The organism is Pseudomonas iridis, assembly GCF_017980685.1.
Classification (GTDB): domain Bacteria; phylum Pseudomonadota; class Gammaproteobacteria; order Pseudomonadales; family Pseudomonadaceae; genus Aquipseudomonas; species Aquipseudomonas iridis.
In genome coordinates this window covers 85285-108054 of record NZ_JACXXO010000019.1, presented here as the reverse complement: position 1 = coordinate 108054, position 22770 = coordinate 85285, and the positions used below count along the sequence as shown (strand labels likewise).

Below are 22770 nucleotides of genomic sequence, written 5' to 3'. Positions count from 1 at the left end.
ATCCAAAACCAGGCAAGCCGCATCCCGTTTGAAATCTGTCGAAAAATAGCGTCTGGTCAAATCACACCTCGTCGTTGGGCGTAGATTACCGCCCTTTAGGGGTGTCCAGAATCATTAAGCCAGATCAGCCTCGGCGATTTTTCCTGAAAGCGCAGTGAAGGTTACTGGCGAAACGCGTGACTACAATGGGCGGTTTTTTTGCCCACGCTGTGGTTCTCCCGTGTTTACGCGTTCGGCTGATGAAGTTGAGGTGAACGTTGGGTCGCTCGATCAGCCTGATCAATTCAAGCCCACTTATGAGCTCTGGACGATTCGGCGTGAGTCCTGGCTGCCGGCGCTTCCTCTCGCTCACCATTACGAGCGGGATCGCGAGGGGCGTGGGCGTTCCGAGGACTAGTGCGTGACGGGGCCGCTGGACAAGATCAAGAGCGGCATTTAAACAGCCAAAAGCAGACCCTCACCCTAACCCTCTCCCAAAGGGAGAGGGGACTGACCGAGGTGTTGGCGAGAGGTACACCGACGTGGGATACCGAGTCGAATTCAAGTGTTGAAAAGCCCATACATCAGCCGCTCTCCCGTGGGGAAAGGGAACTGACCGAGGTGTTGGCGAGAGGTGCACCGACGTGGGATACCGAGTCGAACTCAAGTGTTGAAAAGCCCATAAATCAGCCGCTCTCCCGTGGGGAAAGGGGACTGACCGAGGTGTTGGCGAGAGGTACGCCGACGTGGGATACCGAGTCGAACTCGAGTGTTGAAAAGCCCATAAATCAGCCCCCTCTCCCTCGGGAGAGGGCTGGGGTGAGGGGTGAGCACACCATAAGACCCAAAGCCGACCGCCTGCGTTTCTCACCACTCAAGTTGGTATGTACTCAGAACCTGTGGGAGCGAGCCTGCTCGCGAAAGCGGTGGGTCAGTCAGCTTGATATTCACTGACAGACCGCTTTCGCGAGCAGGCTCGCTTCTACCGGGCCAAGTCTCTGACTCCAGGAATGATCACCCGCGAATAAACGCCAACAAATCCGCATTGATCGTCGCAGCCTCAGTCGTCGGCATCCCATGCGGGAACCCCGGATACGACTTCAACGTGCCGTTTGGCAGCAATTTCGCCGACAAAGGCGCCGAGTTCTCATAGGGAACAATCTGGTCATCTTCGCCATGCATCACCAGCACCGGCACCGTCACGCGCTTTAGATCCTCAGTGAAATCGGTCTGCGAGAACGCCACGATGCCGTCGTAATGCGCTTTCGCGCCGCCAATCATGCCCTGGCGCCACCAGTTGGCGATAACCCCTTCCTGCGCCTCGGCACCCGGTCGGTTGTAGCCGTAGAACGGACCGCTCGGCACATCGCGATAGAACTGCGCACGATTGGCCGCAAGTTGTGCCTGCAAGTCATCGAACACCGATTTCGGTAAACCACCCGGGTTGCTTTCGGTCTTGACCATCAGCGGTGGCACCGCGCTGATGATCGCGGCTTTGAGGACTTTGTCCTGGCCATGGCGGGCGATGTAGTGGATGACTTCACCGCCGCCGGTGGAGTGGCCGACGTGCACGGCTTTTTTCACGCCCAGATGGTTGACCACCGCCAGGACATCGTCGGCGTAGTGATCCATGTCGTGACCGTCCCAGACCTGGCTCGAACGTCCGTGGCCACGGCGATCATGGGCAATCACCCGAAAGCCTTGCCCCAGAAAGAACAGCATCTGTGCATCCCAGTCGTCGGAGCTGAGCGGCCAGCCATGGTGAAAGTGGATGACCGGGGCGTCCTTCGGTCCCCAGTCCTTGTAGAAAATTTCGACGCCATCTTGGGTGGTGACAAATCCCATGTTCGCTACTCCTGACACATATGGAGGACAATCCGCGAGATGTTCGCGAATCGGTTCGCTGGTACGAGTGTTCCTCTGGCGGCGCAGTGCGAGCCGTTATCAACTGTAGGATTAAAGTCGACATGTGCATGACCGGTGGTCGCCACGTCTGGCTTGAGGCGCAAATTAGGCTTTGCTGAAAGGGATAAGCCGAGGCGCGCGCAGGCTTTTATGGCCGCAGTGAAGCCCCTTCAGAACACCGTGAGTCTGAGGAAAACCCCGATGCTGACTTTGAATATCAATGGCAAGGATCAAGAGCTCGACGTCCCGGCGGACATGCCTTTGCTCTGGGTCCTGCGCGATGTCGCGCACCTGACCGGCACCAAATTCGGTTGCGGCATGGCGCAGTGCGGCGCGTGCACCGTGCATGTCGATGGTGCGCCGTTGCGTGCCTGTATCACCCCGGCCACGGCCGTCGCCCATGGGCAGAAAATCCTTACCATCGAAGGTTTGTCCACGGATGGCTCGCACCCTGTGCAGCAGGCGTGGGCCGAACTCGATGTGGTGCAGTGCGGATATTGCCAGTCCGGGCAGATCATGTCGGCCGCTGCCTTGCTGGCGAAAATCCCCAAACCTACCGACAGCGATATCGATCAGGCGCTCTCCGGCAACATCTGCCGCTGCGGCACTTACCCAAGAATTCGCGCAGCGGTCAAACGTGCGGCCGAGATCGGCTGAACCTGACGGGGAGATAAACGATGAACAGTCCCGTATCGCGTCGCGGTTTTCTCAAAGGCAGTGTCCTGTTGGGCGGCGGTCTGGTGGTGGCGTTTGCCGTGCCCCGCGGCCATCGGTTTGCCATGGCGGCGGAGGGTGAGGGCAAAGTCTTTGCGCCGAATGCCTTTCTGCGCATCGGCGCCGACAACAGCGTCACCGTACTGCTCGGGCATTCGGAAATGGGCCAGGGCATCTGGACCGGCCTGACCATGCTGATCGCCGAAGAACTGGATGCTGACTGGTCGACCATCCGCGTCGAACATTCGCCCGCGTCGGCGGCGGATTACGGCATGCCCGCTTTTGGCGGCATGCAGATTACTGGCGGCTCGACGTCAACCTGGATGGAGTTCGACCGTTATCGGTTGGCCGGTGCAACGGCCCGGCAGATGCTGGTCGAAGCGGCGGCCAAGCGCTTCGACGTCGCGCCTTCGACGATTCGCACCGAATCGGGTGTGGTGATTGCTGGCGATAAACGCGCAACCTACGGCGAACTTGCGGACGCCGCCGGGCAACTGCCGGTACCTGATCCGAAGTCCATCACGTTCAAGGAGGCCAAGGACTGGAAAGTCATCGGCAAATCGACCAAACGCCTCGATACCCCGGAGAAAATCACCGGCCGCGCCAAGTTCGGCATGGACGTGCAATTCGAGGGTTTGATGACCGCCATGGTCGCCCGCGCGCCGGCTTTCGGGGCGACGGTCAAATCCTTCGAAGGCGCTCAAGCATTGGCGATCCCTGGCGTACATAAAGTGCTGCAGGTACCGAGTGGCGTCGCGGTGATTGCGGAGCATTACTGGGCGGCGAAACTGGGCCGCGATGCGCTGAAAGTCGATTGGGACCTGGGGCCTCACGCGGATCTGAGCAGCGAAAAACTACTGGAAAGCTTTCGCAAACTGGCCACCACGCCGGGCACATCAGCCAGTCAGGCCGGCGATGCCAAGGGCAACTTCAGCAAAGCGGCGAAGAAGATCAACGTCGAGTACAGCGTGCCTTATCTGGCGCATGCGCCGATGGAACCGTTGAACTGCACGGTGAAAATCAGCGAGCAGAAATGTGAAATCTGGACGGGCACGCAGTTTCAGACGCTCGACCAAATGGTTGCCGGCAAAATCACCGGGTTGAAGCCCGAGCAGGTGGAAATCCACACGGAATTCCTCGGCGGCGGGTTTGGCCGCCGGGCCAATCCGACTTCGGATTTTGTCGCTGAAGCCGTGCAAGTGGCGAAAGCGGCGGGTCTGCCGGTGAAAACCGTGTGGTCGCGGGAGGACGATATCCGCGGCGGTTATTACCGCTCGATGTTCCTGCATCAGGCGCGAATCGGCCTTGGCGCGGATGGGCTGCCCCTGAGCTGGCAGCATGTGCTGGTCGGGCAGTCGATCATGACTGGCACGTTGCTGGAAGCAACCATGGTCAAGAACGGCATCGACCCGACGTCCGTCGAAGGTGTCAGCGACAGTCCGTACGTCAAAGGTCTGGCCCACCATCAGGTCGATCTGCATTCACCGCAGACCGGAATCAACGTGCTGTGGCTGCGTTCGGTGGGGCATAGCCACACGGCGTTTGTCATGGAATCGCTGATCGACGAAATGGCCGCGGCGGCGGGCAAGGACCCGGTCGAATACCGGCGAACATTGCTCAAGGAACATCCGCGTCATCTCGGCGTGCTGAATCTGGCGGTGGAAAAGGCCAACTGGACAGCGCCGCTGCCGGAGGGCCACGCCCTCGGTGTCGCGGTGCACGAATCGTTTGGCAGTTATGTGGCGCAGGTCGCGCAGGTGTCCCAGGACAATCTGGCGATTCGCGTGCATCGGGTGGTGTGCGCGGTGGACTGTGGGATTGCGGTCAACCCGCAGAGCATCGCGGCGCAGATGGAATCGTGCATCACCTTCGGTCTGGGCATGGCGCTGCACAGCAAGCTCACGCTCAAGGACGGTGCGGTCGTGCAGTCCAACTATCACGATTATCAGGTGCTGCGGCTTAACGAAATGCCGGTGGTCGAGGTGCACATCGTGCCCAGCAGCGACAAACCTGGCGGCATCGGCGAGGCCGGTGTGCCGCCGACCGCACCGGCGGTGGCCAACGCGGTGTACGCCCTGACCGGGCAACGCCTGCGCGAACTGCCGCTGCAACTGTCGGGGGTATGAGATGAAACGACATCTGGTCTTGGGAGCGGTGGTGTTGGTCGGTCTGGGCGGCTATGCCGCGGATTTGTTCGCCGACGAGCAGGAGGCCTTGAAAGCCTTCGCCACGGTGCAGAAGGTGTTCCAGAGTCCGCGCTGTCAGAACTGTCACATTCCCGGCGATTCGCCGCTGCAATTCGACGCCGGCATTCCTCATGCGATGAGCGTGGTGCGCGGTATGGACGGCAAGGGCGCCGCCGGTTTGCCTTGTGCCACTTGTCATGCTGAAAACAATCCACCGGCCAGTTACGGCCCCCATGCCCCTCCGGGGGCGCCGCACTGGAGCCTGCCGCCAGCGGCGCACAAAATGGCCTGGATCGGCCTGCCGCCGGACAAGCTGTGCGCGATGATCAAAGACCGCTCGAGCAATGGCGACCGCGATTTCGCCGCGCTGATCAAACATGTCAGCGAGGACAAACTGGTCCTTTGGGGCTGGAATCCCGGCACCGGCCGCGCGCCAGTGCCGGTGCCGCACGACATATTCGTGAACCAGTTCAAGCTCTGGGCCGATGCTGGGGGGCCATGTCCTGTAGTGGGTGGTTGATTGGGTGAGGCCGAGGAGAATTAGCGCTACTCTTAGGAACACTGATGCCAATGGAGTGTGTGATGCTGGTTCCCCGAAAACCTGCCAACGAAGAGGCGCGTATCCAGGCGCTGCACGGCCTCAATCTTCTGGATTCGGCTCCCGAAGAGCGTTTCGACCGACTTACGCGGTTGGCCAAACGCCTGTTCAATGTACCGATTGCATTGGTGACGCTGGTGGACAAGGACCGCCAGTGGTTTAAATCCTGTGTCGGGCTCGATGCTACCGAGACGTCGAGGGACGTTTCCTTCTGCGGCCACGCGATTCTCAAGGATGACCTCCTGCTGGTGCGCGATGCCCGCGAGGATGAGCGCTTTCATGACAATCCGTTGGTGACCGGCGAGCCGAACATTCGTTTCTACGCCGGCTATCCGCTGACCGTGCCCACTGGCAACAAGTTGGGCACGTTGTGCCTGATCGACACCAAACCCCGTGAGCTAGACGACGAGGAGCGTGCACTGCTGCGTGATCTGGCCGAAATGGCCGAGCAAGAGCTGACAGCGGTGCAAATGGCGAGCATGGACGAGCTGACGCTGCTGTCCAATCGTCGCGGCTTCAAGCAACTGGCCCAGCATGCACTGGACGCCTGCGCACGGCTCAAACGGCCGGCAACGCTGCTGTTTTTTGACCTCAATGACTTCAAGCAGATCAACGATCTGTACGGTCATGCCGAGGGCGACAACGCGTTGAAGACTTTCGCCGATGTGCTGCGCATCGCCTTTCGTGAGAGCGATGTGGTCGGACGCCTGGGCGGCGATGAATTTGTCGCGCTGCTGACCGGCTCCAGCCACATCGAAACTACAGCAGTCATGGCACGTCTGAAGGAAATTCTCGAAGAACGTAACGCCACGCTGCACCGCGGCTACGCCATCCGCTTCAGCGTCGGCCAGATCGAATATGACCCGCAGCGCCATGAAACCGTGGATCGGTTGCTGGCCGATGCGGACGGGGCGATGTATGCGCATAAGCAGGTGTTGAAACGTAGTTGATATCGGGGCACGAGCAGGCGTGTGTTCACGCATTCGCCTGCTCGGATATTGTGTGCAAAGGAGTTACGTATACCGATGGACTAAGAAAGTCGATGTGAAAGCCTGATGAACCGTCACCAATCGCTAGATGAACGCCGCTGATACCTTCATTCATTTGTGAATTCATTTTGTAGTCAATGTCTGGCGTAATAGCTTCGTTCACCCCGATGGCAAACTCCGTCAGTTTCAGACCTCTATTGCCGGCAGCAAGATCAAGGAGTTTTATTTGCTCCTCGTCGTTTATCTTGAATGAAATTATGGTGTTGTCCTTTATCGATATAGTCGCACCTTCTTGAGCTATGCGATCACTAAGCCATCTAAGTGAGGATTTCAAGCCCTCTGGTAATGTTGGGTTTGGCTTTCTGAGTACTGTCAATATTCCTGCGACTCTTAATGTGCCGGTAAAATAAAATGGGCTGGGCTCCTCATGGTTCATATGTGCGTAGTGGACTTCAAAGAACTCCGCAACGGACTGAACAAAATTGCCAGATATCTTCCGGCAGCAGCGCGTAAGGCTTTGCGTGAGAGTGAATCGAAACTGAGGCTGTGGCGTTATTACCAGACAGGGAAAATCCCTGGTTGGAGTTCAACATGCTCAGCACCGACCGTTGCATCAAAAGCGAATGTTCAAAATTGCTGCGGAGCAGAAGTTTGAGGCTGTTGATTTTCCTTTTTCAGTTTTTGTTTTTTACTCCCAGGACTGCTTGGGAGAGATAAATTAGTACATGAGTTTTTTGATTTGCTAAACGGTTGATTTGAGTTTTTAAGAATAATTTTATCTATCTGTTTTATCGGAGGCGCGCTTTTAATTATTTGTCTGGGTTGTGGCTGTAGTACCGATCTGAAAATTGAATATCAGTGGCTTTTGTTGTTGTGAGGGGTGGATGTTTTGTAGTTAGGTTTATTTATGGTTTTCGGGTTTATATAAAACGTGGTCGGAGGGAAGCACAGTGCACGTATCAAAGAAATACCTGACAGAAGCATCTGTTCACGAGGCTTTGCTGTTGGACGATCTAACTGAAAAAAGCAATCCTGACCACGCAGTACGGCTATTGCTCGATGAAGTTCTTCTGGGGCTTGCCGAAAATGGCTGGCCTCGAGCCCAGTTGCAAGTTGGACCAAGGATCGTCTCCGCTGAAGAAAATTACGGATTACTTGGGTACGACCCGAAAGAGATCACGCTGGGTAGTGAACACACCCGATGGGTCGATGAACACTCCCTCTTGCGAACCCAAACCACGAGTCAGATCCCCAGGGCGCTTCAATTAGCCGCTCAGGTTCGACAACCGGGGCAGGCGGTCTTGTTGGCTGCGCCGGGAATAACGTTCAGGCGTGATAGCCGGGATCGCTGGCATTGTGCGGAGCCTCATCAAATGGATATCTGGGTATTGGGCGATCCAGAACTGGCATCACATGAAAATTTATTGCGTCTGATCGGCGATATTCTCAAAGTTGCTGCTCCAGAAAAACCCTGGATTTACAGCGATAGCCCACATCACTACACCGAGGGTGGAATCGAAGTGAACGTACTCAAGGACGGCACGCCGGTGGAGGTCATTGAGTGCGGCCTTATAGCGAAGTCTTTGCTGGAGCGTTTGAACATTGACCCGTTGCGACATGGCGGGCTGGCGCTTGGGATGGGGCTGGATCGCCTCACGATGTTACGTAAAGGAATTCCTGATATTCGCTTGTTGCGTGATCAGAACGTGCGCGTGCAGGCGCAAATGCATGATCTGAGTCCATGGACGTCGGTATCGCGCCTGCCTTCAATTGCACGGGATATATCATTGGCGTTAACGCCAGGCCTAAGTGAGGAAGTGCTGACTGAAAGGATGTTGCAGGCGGCGGGGGATTGCGCTGACTGGATTGAAGAGATGCAGATAAAGGGACGTTGGCCGTATGCGGATCTTCCAGTGCAAGCCATCGAACGGCTCGGCCTGCTGCCGGGGCAGGAAAATGTGCTTTTGCATGTGGTTTTGCGCGATTGTTCGCGATCAATCACTACCGCCGAGGCAAATGCCTTGTACGCCGAAATTCAGGCGGCACTGCATGAGGGCGCCCCCGGTGCAGGATACAAAATGGATCTGTCCAAGGCGTGACACGTACTGAACACAACCGATACACCACGGACCATGTAGCTGTGAGCCTGCTCGCGATGGCTCAGTATCAGGTGGCAAGGATTCAGAAAGTGCCACCGCCATCGCGCGCAAGCCCACTCCCGCAAGGGCTATGGTGTACTCAGATTTCGAGCATTCCAGAAGATCCTGCATGAGTGAAATTTCATCACTCGGACGGACTCAACGCCTGATAGAACGCCATCCACGTCGAGTGGCAGGTTTCGGTGTCGTTCAGATCAATGGCGGTCATTGCACGCTCCAGCGCCGCGGCTTCGTGCACTTTGTACAACTGGTTGACTGCGGCTTGGGCGATGGCGTTGACCTTGGCGGATGAAAAGGTGTCGGGCACCGTTACGGGTTGTCGCGCGAATGGCGCTCCCTCGACGCTGAGACGTTCAATCCTGACCTTGCAGTTCGCCGGGCTTTTGGGGCGAGTTCCTCGCTGGTATGCCTCCCCGTCTATTGGCAGTGAAGGCGGTGCCGCGCGGTCGGCTGTTGGCGTCAACAACGTCCAGTCGATATCCCTGCGCAACTGAACCTGCGAGTGTCGGACGAAGACTTCGAAGACCCGGGGCGTGTAGTCGCGTAGCAGCGCAATTACAGCGAATGGTCCCGAGTTGTTCCGCGGTTCAACTGCCGCGCCTGGCTGCGACACCGGACTCAGTGCAAACAGCTCCAGTGTGGAATCTTCGATATCAATCCGTTGTTGCAAAGGTAACTCGCAAAACGCTTCCTTGACCAAGGCCAGGCTGGCCTTTTTCATCTGAGCCAAGTGGGTGGTGAGGGCGAAAGAAAACTGCCCGCAGACCTCTTTCAGTCTGGAAAACTGCGGCGCCATTGTTTCCAGGTTCAGTTGGGCACGCCTGGAGCTCCAGCCCGTCATGTCGGGCATCAGTCGGTTGGCCATGTGTAGATCCACCAGGGAATATTGCGGCGGATCGGTTTCCGTAGCTGCGATTGCGTCGGTCCAGACCAGAACCTTATCTTCGAGGTGACGGTGATTGGGGAAAATGCTGCGCAGGTCAGCCAATGCCACGGTATAGGGCGTTGGGAAGACTGAGCGAAAACCGTCACGGCTCAGTTGGTCCAACTGGTGAGTGTGCTCGCGGAAGGCCGTGCCGGCCTTTGCCAGCGTGGACGAGTCGTAGGTGCTGACGTCAAGGCCGGGCTCTGGGTGGATCAAGCCTCTGGCAATGGCCCAGTCGACCAGCACCGATGTGCACGCGAGCCCGGTCTGAAAGGTCTGGAATCGGGGGATTGGATGTTTGGCCAGGGTCATCAATTGTTCGAACGTCATCACGCGCGCCAGTCCGGTTTTTAACTGTTCGATGTACAACACCATCTGTTTGAGCATGACCCAACGGCACGAACTCATGTAACCGACGGACTCGGGAATATCACGGACCAGAAACTCTGGCGCTATGCCCGATAGCATCAGGTGTGTGGCCAGTACTTTGTTTTTGACTGGCGTCAGGCCGGGTTGAGCGTCGATAAAGCGGCGCACTTCGCTGAAACTTTCGCCCCAGAAAAAGCGGTCGTTCAAGGGTTGGGCAATGATCCGTCGGGTGTGCTTTCCCATACTCGGGTCGAGACTCAATATCAGGGCAGCCAGGACCAGGCGCTCACGGTTTATCGCGTTGAGTGCCTTTGCCATGTCAGTCAATCTGAATTTGCTCAACAACAGGTTGCCCAGATCCTGGGCCCGGGGTGCGCTCAGGATCTGGTTGAACAGGTAGTCCGCTTTGGCGTACAGAGCGGATCGGGGCAGGTCGGTTTCAATGCCTTCGCTCAAATAGTCGATCAGCGGGGCCGAGCCTGAAGGCAGAAACGCTGCAGTGGCGTCGACAATGACCTGGCGTTCCTGCGAGGTAAACTGTTCAGTTTCATTACCGGGAGGGCCCAACAGATACCAGTGGTCCATGTGCACCGGATGCAGTATCAAAAGGGTTTTTTCCCACTGGGCGGTGAGTCGGGCAGAGCCGACGTTTTCAGGTACGTCCATTTCGTAGTAGCGCATCATCTGTATCAGACTGACTTTACCGTTGGTACGTATCTCTCCTCCCGCATCGCCTGCCAGGGTTTTTAGCTTCTCCAGCAACACTTTCAATTCCGCGTGTCGCTCGACTTGCCGCCCCAGGGCAATCCAGTTGTGATTGTTGCCGACGGTGCCTACCCGACCTGATTCGGTCACAAGCAACTGACTGTCCGCCGGGAGGTTTCTGTCTTTGAGAATCGCTTGAAAAGCCTGAATGTTCCTGAACCCCAGCAGTAATTCCTTGCGCGTGGCCACCAGTCGCCCCAACGTCGATGCAGGTTCCGGTTTGCTGAACTCCTCCAGACTGATCGTCTGGGTACTTTCCTTGTTCCAACTCAGCGCCTCCAGGCGCCCGATGATGTACTCACAGTTCTCAATGTCACCAAACGCTTCCTGGTAGCGCTTGATAAGCAGATTGGTCTGCACGTAGCCACTGACAAAGGGTGGGAGAGGCCACTTCGCTTCGCGCAACCGCAGGATCAGTTCGCGGGTGCCTTCGGCATTGTCCGGCAGCACAAAGCCGTATTGCGTCATGACGTGGCCGAGGTTGTGTTGAGACTCTGTCTTGGCAATTAAAGAGCAGGAGATCAGCGATACCGACTTAGCGGCAATGCGAGACTGGACGAAAGGCTGTTTGCGTTTCTCTATGGCCTGCAGGGCCTGCTCCAGTTCTGCCGCGATGGTCCGATAGTCTTCAAGCTGCGCGGTGCGCTCTCTGATCACCGCCGACGTCGTGTAGCCGTCGTTGTTGATCGCGGCAATTGCGCTGGTTTTCAGCTCATTGACAATCACCTGCGCCTGCTGAGGGTTTTGCGGTTCTGGATAGCCGTAGAACGCCAGCACCAGCCGGCGCGGAAAACGGGATTGAGGGTTGGCGGATTTACCGCCGATACAGGGCAAACCGAGCCCTGCCGGATCGATTCTTTGTGAAATCGACAGCAAGGTGGGCGCCATTCGCCACCAGCCGGAATCGTCTTCCAGGGTGAATATCCTGAGGACGGGCGCTGCGTGCGACGCTGTCAGTGCCTGCAAGGTCTCGCCTTTGAGGCTGAAAGTATCAAGGTTGACGTCGAACTGACTGGCCCAATAGAGAAAGTCCGGGCGCTGCAGAGCGGTCCAGTACAGTTCGGTCCACTCGCGTAACAGGCAGCCGCGCGGAATCTCAAGGGTGCGCGAGGGCGCCATGGCATTTGCGACGGGCACTTCGGTCAATTCGTTGATAAGACATTGGATCAATGCCTGTTGGTCCTGGTCGGCCGCTGGATCTGATTCGGTGTTGTTCATCTGTGTTCTCCAATAGGCGGTTGAAAACCGCTGAGCGCCGATTGTCGAACGACGGGGAGAACCTCCGGTGGTACATAGTTATCGCCCGTGCGCGAGTTTTGCGCAGGCGAAAAAAAACCGCCTCGAAAGGCGGTTTTTTCTACATCGAGATCACTCTTCGATGTTGCCCATGGCGGTGGTGTTGAAGCCGCCGTCCACGTACATGATTTCACCGCTGATGCCCGACGCCAGGTCAGAGCACAGGAACGCGCCGGCGTTGCCGACTTCGTCGATGGTGACGTTACGGCGCAGTGGGGTCTGCGCTTCGTTGGCGGCCAGCATCTTGCGGAAGTTCTTGATGCCGGAAGCGGCCAGCGTACGGATCGGGCCAGCCGATACGCAGTTGACGCGGGTGCCGTCCGGGCCCAGGGAGCCGGCCAGATAACGTACGCCAGCTTCCAGCGAAGCCTTGGCCATGCCCATTACGTTGTAGTTAGGCATGGTGCGCTCGGCGCCCAGGTACGACAGGGTCAGCAGGCTGCCGTTGCGGCCTTTCATCATTTCGCGGCCGGCTTTGGCCAGGGCCACGAAGCTGTAGGCGCTGATGTCGTGAGCGATGCGGAAACCGTCACGGGTGGTGGCTTCGGTGAAGTCGCCGTCCAGTTGGTCGCCCGGGGCGAAGCCAACGGAGTGCACGATGCAGTCCAGGCCGTCCCACTTCTTGCTCAGTGCTTCGAAGACCTTGGCGATTTCTTCATCGCTGGCCACGTCGCACGGGAAGCACAGCTCAGGGCTCGAACCCCAGCCTTGGGCGAATTCTTCAACACGACCTTTCAGTTTGTCGTTCTGATAAGTGAAGGCAAGCTCAGCGCCCTCGCGATGCATGGCGGCAGCGATGCCGGATGCGATGGACAGCTTGCTGGCGACACCGACGATCAGTACGCGCTTACCGGCGAGAAAACCCATGTGTTGCTCCTCTTTCAGGTTATTGCGCAGTGGCTGGTGCCAAAAAAGCGGCTTCCAGCAACTGCTGTGTATACGGATGTTCAGGGGCGGCAAAGATTGCTTGCGCGTCTCCCTGTTCGACCACTTGGCCATGCTTGACCACCATCAACTGGTGGCTCAGCGCTTTGACGACAGCCAGATCATGGCTGATGAACAAATACGTCAGGTTGTACTTGGCTTGCAGTGAACGCAACAGCTCCACCACTTGCCGCTGCACCGTCCGGTCGAGCGCTGAAGTCGGCTCGTCCAGCAGGATCAGCGCCGGTTTGAGCACTAACGCTCGAGCAATGGCGATGCGTTGCCGTTGCCCACCGGAAAATTCGTGGGGGTAGCGGTGCCGGATTTCCGGATCCAGACCTACCTCCTTCAATGCCGCAATAATTGCCGCTTCCTGTTCGGCGGCGGTACCCATCTTGTGAATCCGCAGGCCTTCACCCACGATGTCGCTGACGCACATCCGCGGGCTCAGACTGCCGAACGGGTCCTGAAACACCACCTGCATCTCCCGGCGCAACGGGCGAATCTCGTTCTGCGTCAGGCAGTCTAGCTGCTTGCCTTCAAAACGGATCGCGCCTTTGCTGGCGATCAGCCGCAAAATCGCCAGACCCAGCGTGGATTTACCGGAACCACTTTCGCCCACAATGCCCAAAGTCTGACCTTGAGGCAGGCTGAAATTGATGCCGTCCACTGCCTTGACGTAATCCACCGTGCGCTTGAGCAGGCCTTTCTTGATCGGGAACCAGACTTTCAAGTCCTCGACCTCAAGCAGCGGCGCCCCGATTTTATTGGTCGCCGGGCCTCCGCTGGGCTCCGCGCCGAGCAATTCCCGAGTGTACGGATGCTGCGGCGAACGGAACAGCTCTGCGCACGATGCCTGTTCGACGATGCAACCGCGCTGCATGACACATACGCGATGCGCAATTCTTCGCACCAGGTTCAAATCGTGACTGATCAGTAGCAGCGACATGCCCAATCGGGCCTGAAGTTCCTTGAGCAAATCGAGGATTTTCAGCTGAACGGTCACGTCCAGCGCCGTGGTCGGTTCATCGGCGATCAGCAGTTCCGGCTCGTTGGCCAGAGCCATGGCGATCATCACCCGCTGGCGCTGGCCGCCGGACAATTCGTGGGGCAGGGCCTTGAGGCGCTTGTGCGGCTCGGGGATGCCCACCATCTCCAGAAGCTCCAGCGTGCGCCTGGTCGCGACTTTGCCGGTCAGCCCCTTGTGGATGCCGAGCACCTCGTTGATCTGCTTCTCGATCGAGTGCAGCGGATTGAGCGAGGTCATCGGCTCCTGAAAAATCATCGCGATGCGGTTGCCGCGGATGTGGCGGATGGTTTTCTCGCTCAGGCCCAACAGGTTTTGCCCGGCGTAATTGATGCTGCCGGCCGGATGCCGCGCCATCGGGTACGGCAGCAAACGCAGGATGGAGTGGGCGGTCACCGATTTGCCCGAGCCGGATTCGCCGACCAGTGCCAGGGTTTCGCCGCGTTTGATGTCGAAGCTCACGCCCTCTACCACCCGGTGCAGGCGCTCGCCGACACCGAATTCGACGGCGAGGTCGCGCACTTCGATCAGATTGTCCTGATTCATTTCACTTCCTCGGATCGAAGGCATCGCGAGCGGACTCGCCGATAAACACCAGCAAACTCAACATCAGCGCCAGCACCGCAAACGCACTCATGCCCAGCCATGGCGCTTGCAGGTTGGATTTGCCCTGGGCCACCAGTTCGCCCAGCGACGGACTGCCGGCCGGCAAGCCGAAACCGAGGAAGTCCAGCGCGGTGAGCGTACCGATGGCGCCGGTGAGGATGAACGGCATGAAGGTCATGGTCGACACCATGGCGTTGGGCAGAATGTGGCGGAACATGATCGCCCCGTTCTGCATGCCCAGCGCCCGCGCTGCGCGCACGTATTCGAGGTTACGGCCACGGAGGAACTCGGCACGCACCACATCAACCAGACTCATCCACGAAAACAGCAACATGATCCCCAGCAGCCACCAGAAATTCGGCTGGACGAAACTGGCCAGAATGATCAGCAGGTACAGCACCGGCAACCCTGACCAGATCTCCAGAAAACGCTGTCCGGCCAGGTCGACCCAACCACCATAGAAGCCCTGAAAGGCCCCGGCAAACACGCCGATGATCGAACTCAGAATGGTCAGCGTCAGGGCAAACAGTACCGAAATGCGAAAGCCGTAAATCACCCGTGCCAGCACATCGCGACCTTGATCATCGGTGCCCAGCAGGTTGTCCGCCGACGGAGGGGCAGGGGCCGGGACTTTCAGGTCGTAGTTGATGCTTTGATAGTTGTACGGAATCGGCGCCCACAGCACCCACGCATCCTTGGCCTTGAGCAGTTCACGGATGTACGGGCTCTTGTAGTTGGCTTCCAGCGGAAATTCACCGCCGAAGGTGGTTTCCGGGTAGCGCTTGATCGCCGGGAAGTACCAGTTGTTGTCGTAGTGCACCACCAGCGGTTTGTCGTTGGCGATCAGTTCGGCGCCCAGGCTCAGCCCGAACAGGATCAGAAACAGCCACAGCGACCACCAGCCGCGCTTGTTGGCCTTGAACAGTTCGAAGCGGCGGCGGTTGAGAGGGGACAGGTTCATCTCAATGCTCCCGGCTTTCGAAGTCGATGCGCGGATCGACCAGGGTGTAGGTGAGGTCGCCAATCAGTTTCACCACCAGCCCCAGGAGGGTGAAGATGAACAGGGTGCCGAACACCACCGGGTAATCGCGGTTGATCGCCGCTTCGAAACTCATCAGACCGAGGCCGTCGAGCGAGAAAATCACTTCCACCAGCAACGAGCCGGTGAAGAAGATACCGATGAACGCTGACGGAAACCCGGCGATCACCAGCAGCATGGCGTTGCGGAAGACATGACCGTAGAGCACGCGGTGACGGGTAAGGCCCTTGGCCTTGGCGGTGACCACGTACTGCTTGTTGATCTCGTCGAGGAAGCTGTTTTTGGTCAGCAGGGTCATCGTCGCGAAATTGCCGATCACCAATGCCGTTACCGGCAGCGCCAGGTGCCAGAAGTAATCAAGAACCTTGCCGCCCAGGCTCAATTCGTCAAAGTTGTTGGAGGTCAGGCCGCGTAACGGAAACCAGTCCAGATAACTGCCGCCGGCAAACACCACGATCAGCAGGATCGCGAAGAGGAACGCCGGGATCGCGTAGCCGACGATGATCGCCGAACTGGTCCAGACATCGAAGTGACTGCCGTGCCGCGTGGCTTTGGCGATCCCCAGCGGGATCGACACCAGGTACATGATCAGCGTGCTCCACAGCCCCAGCGAGATTGATACCGGCAGCTTTTCCTTGATCAGGTCGATGACCTTGGCGTCGCGAAAGAAGCTGTCGCCAAAATCCAGCGATGCATAGTTCTTGACCATGATCCACAGACGTTCCGGGGCCGATTTGTCGAACCCGTACATGTGCTCGATTTCCTTGATCAGCGCCGGGTCGAGACCCTGCGCACCGCGATAGGCGGAACCGGCCACCGACACTTCGGCACCGCCGCCAGCAATGCGGCTGGTGGCGCCTTCAAAGCCTTCGAGCTTGGCGATCATCTGCTCGACCGGCCCGCCGGGCGCAGCCTGAATGATCACGAAGTTGATCAGCAAAATGCCGAACAGGGTCGGGATGATCAGCAACAGTCGCCGAAAAATATACGCCAGCATCTGATTACTCCGTGCCCGCAGGGTCGGCTTGCAGTTTGGTTTCGACTTCTATCGCCGGTTTCGCGTCGGGTTTGACCCACCAGGTATTAATTCCGATATCGTACTTGGGCGAGATTTTCGGGTGTCCGATGTGGTTCCAGTACGCGACGCGCCAGGTCTTGATGTGCCAGTTGGGGATCACGTAATAGCCCCACTGCAACACGCGGTCGAGCGCGCGGGCATGGGCCACGAGACTTTTGCGCGTATCGGCGTTGATCAGGCTCTCGACCAGTTGATCGACGATCGGGTCTTTCAGACCCATGGTGTTGCGGCTGCTCGGCTTGTCAGCGGCGGCACTCATCCAGAATTCGCGCTGCTCGTTACCCGGCGAATTGGACTGCGGGAAACTGCCGACAATCATGTCGAAATCCCGCGAACGCACGCGGTTGATGTACTGCGAGACGTCAACACGGCGAATCACCAGATCGATGCCGAGGTCGCTGAGGTTGCGCTTGAGCGGCAGCAGCACACGTTCGAAATCGGTCTGTGTCAGCAGAAATTCGATGACCACCGGTTTACCGCTAGCGTCGACCATTTTGTCGTCGACGATCCTCCAGCCAGCCTCTTGCAGCAGTTGATAGGCTTCGCGTTGCTGGGTGCGAATCATGCCGCTGGCGTCGGTCTTCGGATTCTCGAAGGCTTCGCTGAACACCTGCGCCGGGAGTTTGCTGCGAAAGGGGTCGAGGATCGCCCGCTCATCGGCGTCGGGCAGGCCGGTGGCGGCCATTTCCGAGTTTTCGAAATAACTGCGGGTGCGCACATAGGCGCCGTTGAACAATTGCTTGTTGGTCCATTCGAAGTCGAGCAGCAGCCCCAGCGCCTGACGTACCCGAACATCCTGGAACACCGGGCGGCGCAGGTTGAAGACAAAACCCTGCATGCCGGTCGGGTTGCCGTTGGCGATCTGTTCCTTGATCAACCGACCCTCGGTGACGGCCGGGATGTTGTAGGCGTTGGCCCAGTTCTTCGCGGTCATCTCCAGCCAGTAATCGAATTGACCGGCCTTCAACGCTTCGAGGGCGACGGTGTTGTCGCGGTAATAATCGGTGGTCATCGTGTCGAAGTTGTAAAAGCCGCGATTGACCGGCAAGTCCTTGCCCCAGTAATCCTTGACCCGCTCGTAGCGCACCGAGCGCCCGGCCTTCACTTCGGTGACTTTGTAGGGGCCGCTGCCGAGCGGAATTTCCAGGTTGCCTTTGGTGAAGTCGCGCCCGGCCCACCAGTGTTTGGGCAGTACCGGCAACTGGCCGAGGATCAGCGGCAGTTCGCGGTTGTTGGTGTGCTTGAATTTGAACAGCACTTTCAACGGATCTTCTGCGATAACTTCGGCGACGTCATTGTAGTAGCCGCGAAACATCGGCGAGCCTTCCCTGGTCAGCGTCTCGAAACTGAACACGACGTCGTCGGCGCGTACCGGGTGACCATCTTGGAAGCGCGCTTCGGGGCGCAGGTAAAACCGCACCCAGCTGTTGTCCGGGGCCTTTTCGATCTTGCCGGCGATCAGGCCGTATTCGGTGAAGGGCTCGTCAAGGCTGTGCTTGGTCAGGGTGTCGTAGATCTGGCCGATGTCTTCGGCAGGTACGCCTTTGCTGATGAACGGGTTGAGGCTGTCGAAGCCGCCGGACCCGGCCTGGCGAAAAGTCCCGCCTTTGGGCGCGTCGGGGTTCACGTAGTCGAAATGCTTGAAGTCGGCCGGGTATTTCGGCGGCTCGTTGTACAGGGTCAAGGCGTGCTGCGGGGCGGCAAAAGCCAGCCCGGCGAACAGCAGGCCGCTGGCCTGCACGAGCAGGGCGCGGATCGGTTTCATTGATCTTTCTCCGAAGACTTCAGCCACCAAGAGCTCAGGCCCAGGGTGTAGGGCGGCGTGGTGACAAAGGCCAACCGGTTGCGGTAGGCCAGGCGATGATAATTGAGGTACCAGTTGGGAATGCTGTAGTGCTGCCAGAGCAGTACGCGATCAAGGGCCTTGCCGGCGGCGACCTGCTCGTCGCGGGTGCGCGCGGCAAGCAATTGTTCGAGCAGGTGATCGACCACCGGATTGGCGATGCCCGCGTAATTCTTGCTGCCTTTGATCCCGACCTGGCTGGAATGGAAGTACTGCCATTGCTCAAGGCCCGGGCTGAGGGTCTGGCTGAGCGTCATCAGGATCATGTCGAAGTCGAATTGATCGAGGCGTTGTTTGTACTGGGCGCGATCCACGGTGCGCAGGCGCGCGTCGATACCGATACTTTTGAGGTTCTCGATATACGGCTGGAGGAGGCGTTCCAGGTTCGGATTGACCAGCAACAGCTCGAAGCGAAATGGCTGGCCAGCGGCGTTTTGCAGGCGTTGGCCATTGAGCTTCCAGCCAGCCTCGGCAAGCAGCGCCAGGGCCTTGCGCATGGTGTCCCGAGGAACGCCGCGCCCGTCGGTCTGCGGCAGGGTGAACGGCTCGGTAAACAGCTTGGCCGGCAGTTGCTCCCTGTATGGCTTGAGCATCAGCCATTCGTGCCCGACCGGCAGGCCGCTGGCGGAAAATTCGCTGTTGGGGTAGTAACTGGTGGTGCGCTTGTACGCATTGCTGAACAGCGCGCGGTTGGTCCACTCGAAGTCGAACATCAGCCCCAGCGCTTCGCGAACTCTGGTGTCCGCGAAGGTCGCTCGGCGGGTGTTCATGAACAGGCCCTGACTCTGGGTCGGGATCTGATGCGCGATCTGCGCCTTGATCACCTCGCCGCGGCGCACGGCCGGGAAGTTGTAGCCGGTGGCCCAGTTCTTCGCCTGATGCTCGATGTAGATGTCGAACTCGCCGGCCTTGAAGGCTTCGAAAGCGACGTCGCTGTCACGGTAGAACTCGACTTGCATGCGATCGAAATTGTACTTGCCACGATTGACCGCAAGGTCCTTGCCCCAGTAATCCTTGACCCGCTCGAAGATCAGCTGGCGCCCCGGCGTCACCGAAGTGATGCGGTACGGGCCGCTGCCCAGCGGCGGTTCGAAGGTGGTGGCCTTGAAGTCGCGGTCTTTCCAGTAGTGTTGCGGCAGCACGGGTAATTCGCCCAGGCGCAGAATCAACAGCGGGTTGCCTGAGCGCTTCAACACGAAACGAATGCGCTGCTTGTTGAGTATGTCGACCCGCAGCACTTCCTGCAGCGCGGTGCGATACAGCGGGTGACCTTCCTTGAGCAGCAATCGGTAGGAGAACGCCACGTCGTAGGCGGTGATTGGAGTTCCATCGTGGAAGCGTGCTTCCGGGCGCAGATTGAACACCACCCAGCTGCGATCTTCGCTGTACTCCACCGATTGCGCGATCAAGCCGTAGCTGGATGCCGGTTCGTCACCGGATGGCGAATACTGGCCGGTGCCGACCACCAGTGGTTCGTTCAGCTCGTTGATGCCGTACTGAAGGAAATTCCCTGTGGAAACCGGGCTGGTGCCCTTGAAGGTATACGGATTGACCGTATCGAAGGTGCCGAACGCCATTACCCGCAACGTACCGCCCTTGGGCGCTTGCGGGTTGACCCAGTCGAAGTGGGTAAATCTGGCCGGGTACTTGAGCGTGCCGAATTGCGCATAACCGTGACTTTCGGTAATCGTCGCACTTGCGGGTGAGCTCAAGGCCAGGCTGATCAGGAGCAGGAGGAGGGGACGCTTCAAGTCAGATCTGATCCAGGCGGCTTGGGCTTTGTGGGCCGTACAGTAACAGCTTGTCTGGACAGGAAAAAGATAGCCGGGTAATGGGCTGTTAATCCTCTTGCCGAAGAACCCCTCACCCTGACCCACTCCCGGAGGGAAAGGGTCAGGGGGATGGATCTACCAGGCACCCCGAGTTCAAGCCAGACACCCGTCGAAAAAAAGCCCCTGAAATTCAGGGGCTGTTTTATCAATCAATGCGGCGAATAAACCGTGAGCATCTGCCCTGGCTTCAATGCCTTGCCGGCACCCGGATTCCAGCGCTTGAGATGTTGCATCTCAACATTGAAACGCTTGGCCACCACATACAGGGTGTCGCCGCGCTTGACCTTGTACTTGGTCTGCTGGGCGCTCTCGGCCTTGCCTTTGGCCTTGCTGTTCGCCGCAATTACGGTGTTGACCCGGCCACTTTTGCGCGAAGGGCTGCGCTTGGTGTTGTCCTGCATCACCAGGGTCTGACCGATCTTGAGGTTCTTGCCGGTCAATTTGTTCCAGCGTTGCAGATCCTTGACGTTAACCTTGTTGGCCTTGGCGATGGTGCCAAGGTTGTCGCCACGCTTCACGCGGTAGGCGCGCTTGAGCTGCGCCACTTCGGCAGGATCGGCACCGTCGAACACCGGTTTCAGCGAGCGCGGGCTGATCAGCTCGTCAGGGCGCATGGTTTGCAGGCTGGCGGTCAGCAGTTGCGCCTTGGACGTCGGCACCAGCAAATGCTGAGGCCCGTCGATGGTTGTGCGCTGCTTGAACGCCGGGTTGAGCTGGAACAGTTCGTCTTCGTCGATGTTGGCCACTGCAGCGACTTTCGACAAGTCCATGCGCTGGTTGATTTCGACGACCTGGAAGTACGGTTCGTTGGCGATCGGATTGAGATTGACGCCGTAGGCTTCCGGCGCCAGGACCACTTGCGACAGGGCCAGCAACTTTGGCACATAGGCCTGGGTTTCCGCTGGCAGCGGCAGGTTCCAGTAGTCGGTTGGCAGGCCGAGCTTTTCGTTACGCTCGATCGCCCGGCTCACTGTGCCTTCGCCGGCGTTGTAGGCCGCCAGCGCCAGCAGCCAGTCACCGTTGAACATATCGTGCAGACGGGTCAGGTAATCCATGGCTGCGGTGGTCGAGGCGGTGATATCGCGACGGCCATCGTAGAAACGGGTCTGACGCAGGTTGAAGTAACGACCGGTGGAAGGAATGAATTGCCAGAGACCTACCGCGTGGGCCCGGGAATAGGCCATCGGGTTGTACGAGCTTTCAATTACTGGCAGCAGGGCCAGTTCCAGCGGCATGTTGCGTTCTTCGAGGCGTTCGACGATGTAATGGATATAGAGACTGCCGCGTTCGCCGGCGTTCTCAAGAAAAGAGGGGTTGCTGGCAAACCACAGGCGCTGCTGCTCGATGCGCGGGTTCACGCCCAGGCCTTCCTGCAACTGGAAACCCTGGCGCATGCGCTCCCAGACATCCTGGGGAGCCTGTGGGCTGGGCTTCTCGGTCAGCCAGATCGGCTTCTGTTTGGCTCGCGCAGCAATGTTCGGCGTATGGGTCGCTTCAGGCTGCGGGGCGTGGCTGGAACAGCCCGCCAGCGTGGCAGACACCGCCACCGCGATGGCTTGCGCCAGGCGGGTCAACGCATCTGAATTGACGGACTTACGTATGGATGACGACATTGGCTGGAAGTAAGTTCCGGGCAAAAATGTCGGGCGATTCTAGAAAGTGCACCCCTTGCGGTCAACCATTCAGAATTTTTGTATCAGGCCATGGGGCTCTTAGAACGTATCTTTCCATGCCCGCAGAGCCGCAAAAACCTCACTCGGGGCCCGGTTTTGAGCGCCGTCCCGTTCGTCCACTTTTTGTGTAACCAATGTTTCAGTGGTCCGTAAAAACGGATTTGTAAGTTTTTCAAGCGCCAGGGTCGAGGGCAGGGTCATGACACCGTTTTGCCGTTGCCGGGTGACTTTTTCCAGACGGGCGGCAATATCCGCGTTGCCCGGTTCAACCGCTGCGGCAAACTTGAGGTTGCTCAGGGTGTATTCGTGGGTGCAATAGACCAGCGTATCTTCAGGCAGCGCGGCGAGCCGGCTGAGCGAGTGGTGCATCTGCTCAGGCGTGCCCTCGAACAAGCGGCCACAACCGGCGGCAAACAGCGTGTCGCCACAAAACAGCAAGCCGTGGTGATAATAGGCAATGTGTCCCAATGTGTGACCGGGCACCGCGTAGACATCGAAGTCCCAGCCGAGCACGCTGACGCTGTCGTTGTCCTTGAGGGCCACGTCCCGTGCCGGAATGTTTTCGCTGGCCGGGCCGTAAACGGTGGCGCCGCTGGCCTGTTTCAGGCGCTCGACGCCGCCGACGTGATCGTGATGATGGTGGGTGATCAGGATATCGCTCAGCACCCAGCCAGGATGGGCGTCGAGCCACGCCAGCACGGGTGCGGCATCGCCTGGATCGACCACCACGCAGCGCTGGGTACGGTGATCCTGTAACAACCAGATGTAGTTATCGGTGAACGCGGGCAGGGCACTGATCTGTATCATCGTCGGAATTCGCCAAGCGGAAAACATTGGCGCATCTTAGTAGTTCCTGGCGCGTT

16 protein-coding genes and 1 pseudogene are annotated in these 22770 nt (G+C 58.5%); 6 read left to right on the top strand and 11 right to left on the bottom strand.

What is annotated here, in order from left to right; genetic code table 11:
• Positions 1 to 127: 127 nt before the first annotated feature.
• Positions 128 to 397 (top strand): annotated as a pseudogene (locus tag IEQ42_RS23795) (GFA family protein); the annotation flags it as partial.
• 596 nt (positions 398 to 993) lie between these two features.
• On the opposite strand, the gene IEQ42_RS23790 reads toward IEQ42_RS23795, so the two are convergent.
• Complete coding sequence (locus tag IEQ42_RS23790; RefSeq protein WP_042558788.1) at positions 994 to 1824, bottom strand: alpha/beta fold hydrolase; 831 nt, start codon at positions 1822 to 1824, stop codon at positions 994 to 996.
• 261 nt (positions 1825 to 2085) lie between these two features.
• Between IEQ42_RS23790 and IEQ42_RS23785 the strand changes: the two genes are divergently transcribed.
• The 4 genes from IEQ42_RS23785 (at position 2086) to IEQ42_RS23770 (ending at position 6332) form a co-directional block, all read left to right on the top strand.
• The gene (locus IEQ42_RS23785) at positions 2086 to 2541 is read left to right on the top strand and encodes a (2Fe-2S)-binding protein (protein ID WP_007965305.1); all 456 of its coding nucleotides are present in this window, start codon (positions 2086 to 2088) and stop codon (positions 2539 to 2541) included.
• Positions 2542 to 2561: 20 nt separating this feature from the next.
• Complete coding sequence (locus tag IEQ42_RS23780; RefSeq protein WP_210705559.1) at positions 2562 to 4724, top strand: xanthine dehydrogenase family protein molybdopterin-binding subunit; 2163 nt, start codon at positions 2562 to 2564, stop codon at positions 4722 to 4724.
• Between the two features lies 1 nt (position 4725).
• On the top strand, positions 4726 to 5304 hold the full coding sequence (locus IEQ42_RS23775) for a hypothetical protein (RefSeq protein ID WP_210705558.1): 579 nt from the start codon (positions 4726 to 4728) through the stop codon (positions 5302 to 5304).
• A gap of 62 nt (positions 5305 to 5366) precedes the next feature.
• Entirely contained in the window at positions 5367 to 6332 is a 966-nt protein-coding gene (locus IEQ42_RS23770; RefSeq protein ID WP_150595445.1) for a GGDEF domain-containing protein, read from the top strand.
• 25 nt (positions 6333 to 6357) lie between these two features.
• Here the strand turns inward: IEQ42_RS23770 and IEQ42_RS23765 are convergent, their stop codons facing one another.
• The gene (locus tag IEQ42_RS23765; protein WP_479687554.1) at positions 6358 to 6864 is read right to left on the bottom strand and encodes a CgnE/CgnB domain-containing protein; all 507 of its coding nucleotides are present in this window, start codon (positions 6862 to 6864) and stop codon (positions 6358 to 6360) included.
• 457 nt (positions 6865 to 7321) lie between these two features.
• Here IEQ42_RS23765 and srmL point away from each other — a divergent pair, with 457 nt between their 5' ends.
• Positions 7322 to 8470 carry a PheS-related mystery ligase SrmL gene (srmL, locus tag IEQ42_RS23760; RefSeq protein ID WP_210705556.1) on the top strand — a complete coding sequence of 383 codons (1149 nt, stop codon included), beginning with the start codon at positions 7322 to 7324 and terminating at the stop codon, positions 8468 to 8470.
• Positions 8471 to 8654: 184 nt separating this feature from the next.
• Here srmL and IEQ42_RS23755 read toward each other — a convergent pair whose 3' ends face one another.
• From IEQ42_RS23755 to gloB, 9 genes are all read right to left on the bottom strand, one after another.
• A complete protein-coding gene (locus IEQ42_RS23755) occupies positions 8655 to 11807 on the bottom strand; it encodes a hypothetical protein (protein WP_210705554.1) in 3153 nt (1050 codons plus the stop codon).
• Between the two features lie 150 nt (positions 11808 to 11957).
• Positions 11958 to 12752: an enoyl-ACP reductase FabI gene (fabI, locus tag IEQ42_RS23750; protein ID WP_007910591.1), complete on the bottom strand. Its 795-nt coding sequence runs from the start codon at positions 12750 to 12752 to the stop codon at positions 11958 to 11960.
• 19 nt (positions 12753 to 12771) lie between these two features.
• Complete coding sequence (locus tag IEQ42_RS23745) at positions 12772 to 14382, bottom strand: ABC transporter ATP-binding protein (protein WP_210705552.1); 1611 nt, start codon at positions 14380 to 14382, stop codon at positions 12772 to 12774.
• Position 14383: 1 nt separating this feature from the next.
• Positions 14384 to 15403 (bottom strand): ABC transporter permease, encoded by a 1020-nt coding sequence (locus IEQ42_RS23740; protein ID WP_210705551.1) that lies wholly within the window; start codon positions 15401 to 15403, stop codon positions 14384 to 14386.
• 1 nt (position 15404) lies between these two features.
• Entirely contained in the window at positions 15405 to 16478 is a 1074-nt protein-coding gene (locus tag IEQ42_RS23735; RefSeq protein ID WP_042558795.1) for a microcin C ABC transporter permease YejB, read from the bottom strand.
• Between the two features lie 4 nt (positions 16479 to 16482).
• Positions 16483 to 18324, bottom strand: a complete 1842-nt coding sequence (locus IEQ42_RS23730; RefSeq protein ID WP_210705550.1) for an extracellular solute-binding protein — start codon at positions 18322 to 18324, stop codon at positions 16483 to 16485.
• The gene (locus IEQ42_RS23725; RefSeq protein ID WP_210705549.1) at positions 18321 to 20153 is read right to left on the bottom strand and encodes an extracellular solute-binding protein; all 1833 of its coding nucleotides are present in this window, start codon (positions 20151 to 20153) and stop codon (positions 18321 to 18323) included. Before IEQ42_RS23725 ends, IEQ42_RS23730 begins: the two co-directional genes overlap by 4 nt.
• Before the next feature lie 230 nt (positions 20154 to 20383).
• On the bottom strand, positions 20384 to 21847 hold the full coding sequence (locus IEQ42_RS23720; RefSeq protein ID WP_210705548.1) for a transglycosylase SLT domain-containing protein: 1464 nt from the start codon (positions 21845 to 21847) through the stop codon (positions 20384 to 20386).
• 99 nt (positions 21848 to 21946) lie between these two features.
• Positions 21947 to 22714 (bottom strand): hydroxyacylglutathione hydrolase, encoded by a 768-nt coding sequence (gene gloB, locus IEQ42_RS23715; RefSeq protein WP_210705547.1) that lies wholly within the window; start codon positions 22712 to 22714, stop codon positions 21947 to 21949.
• Between the last annotated feature and the right edge of the window lie 56 nt (positions 22715 to 22770).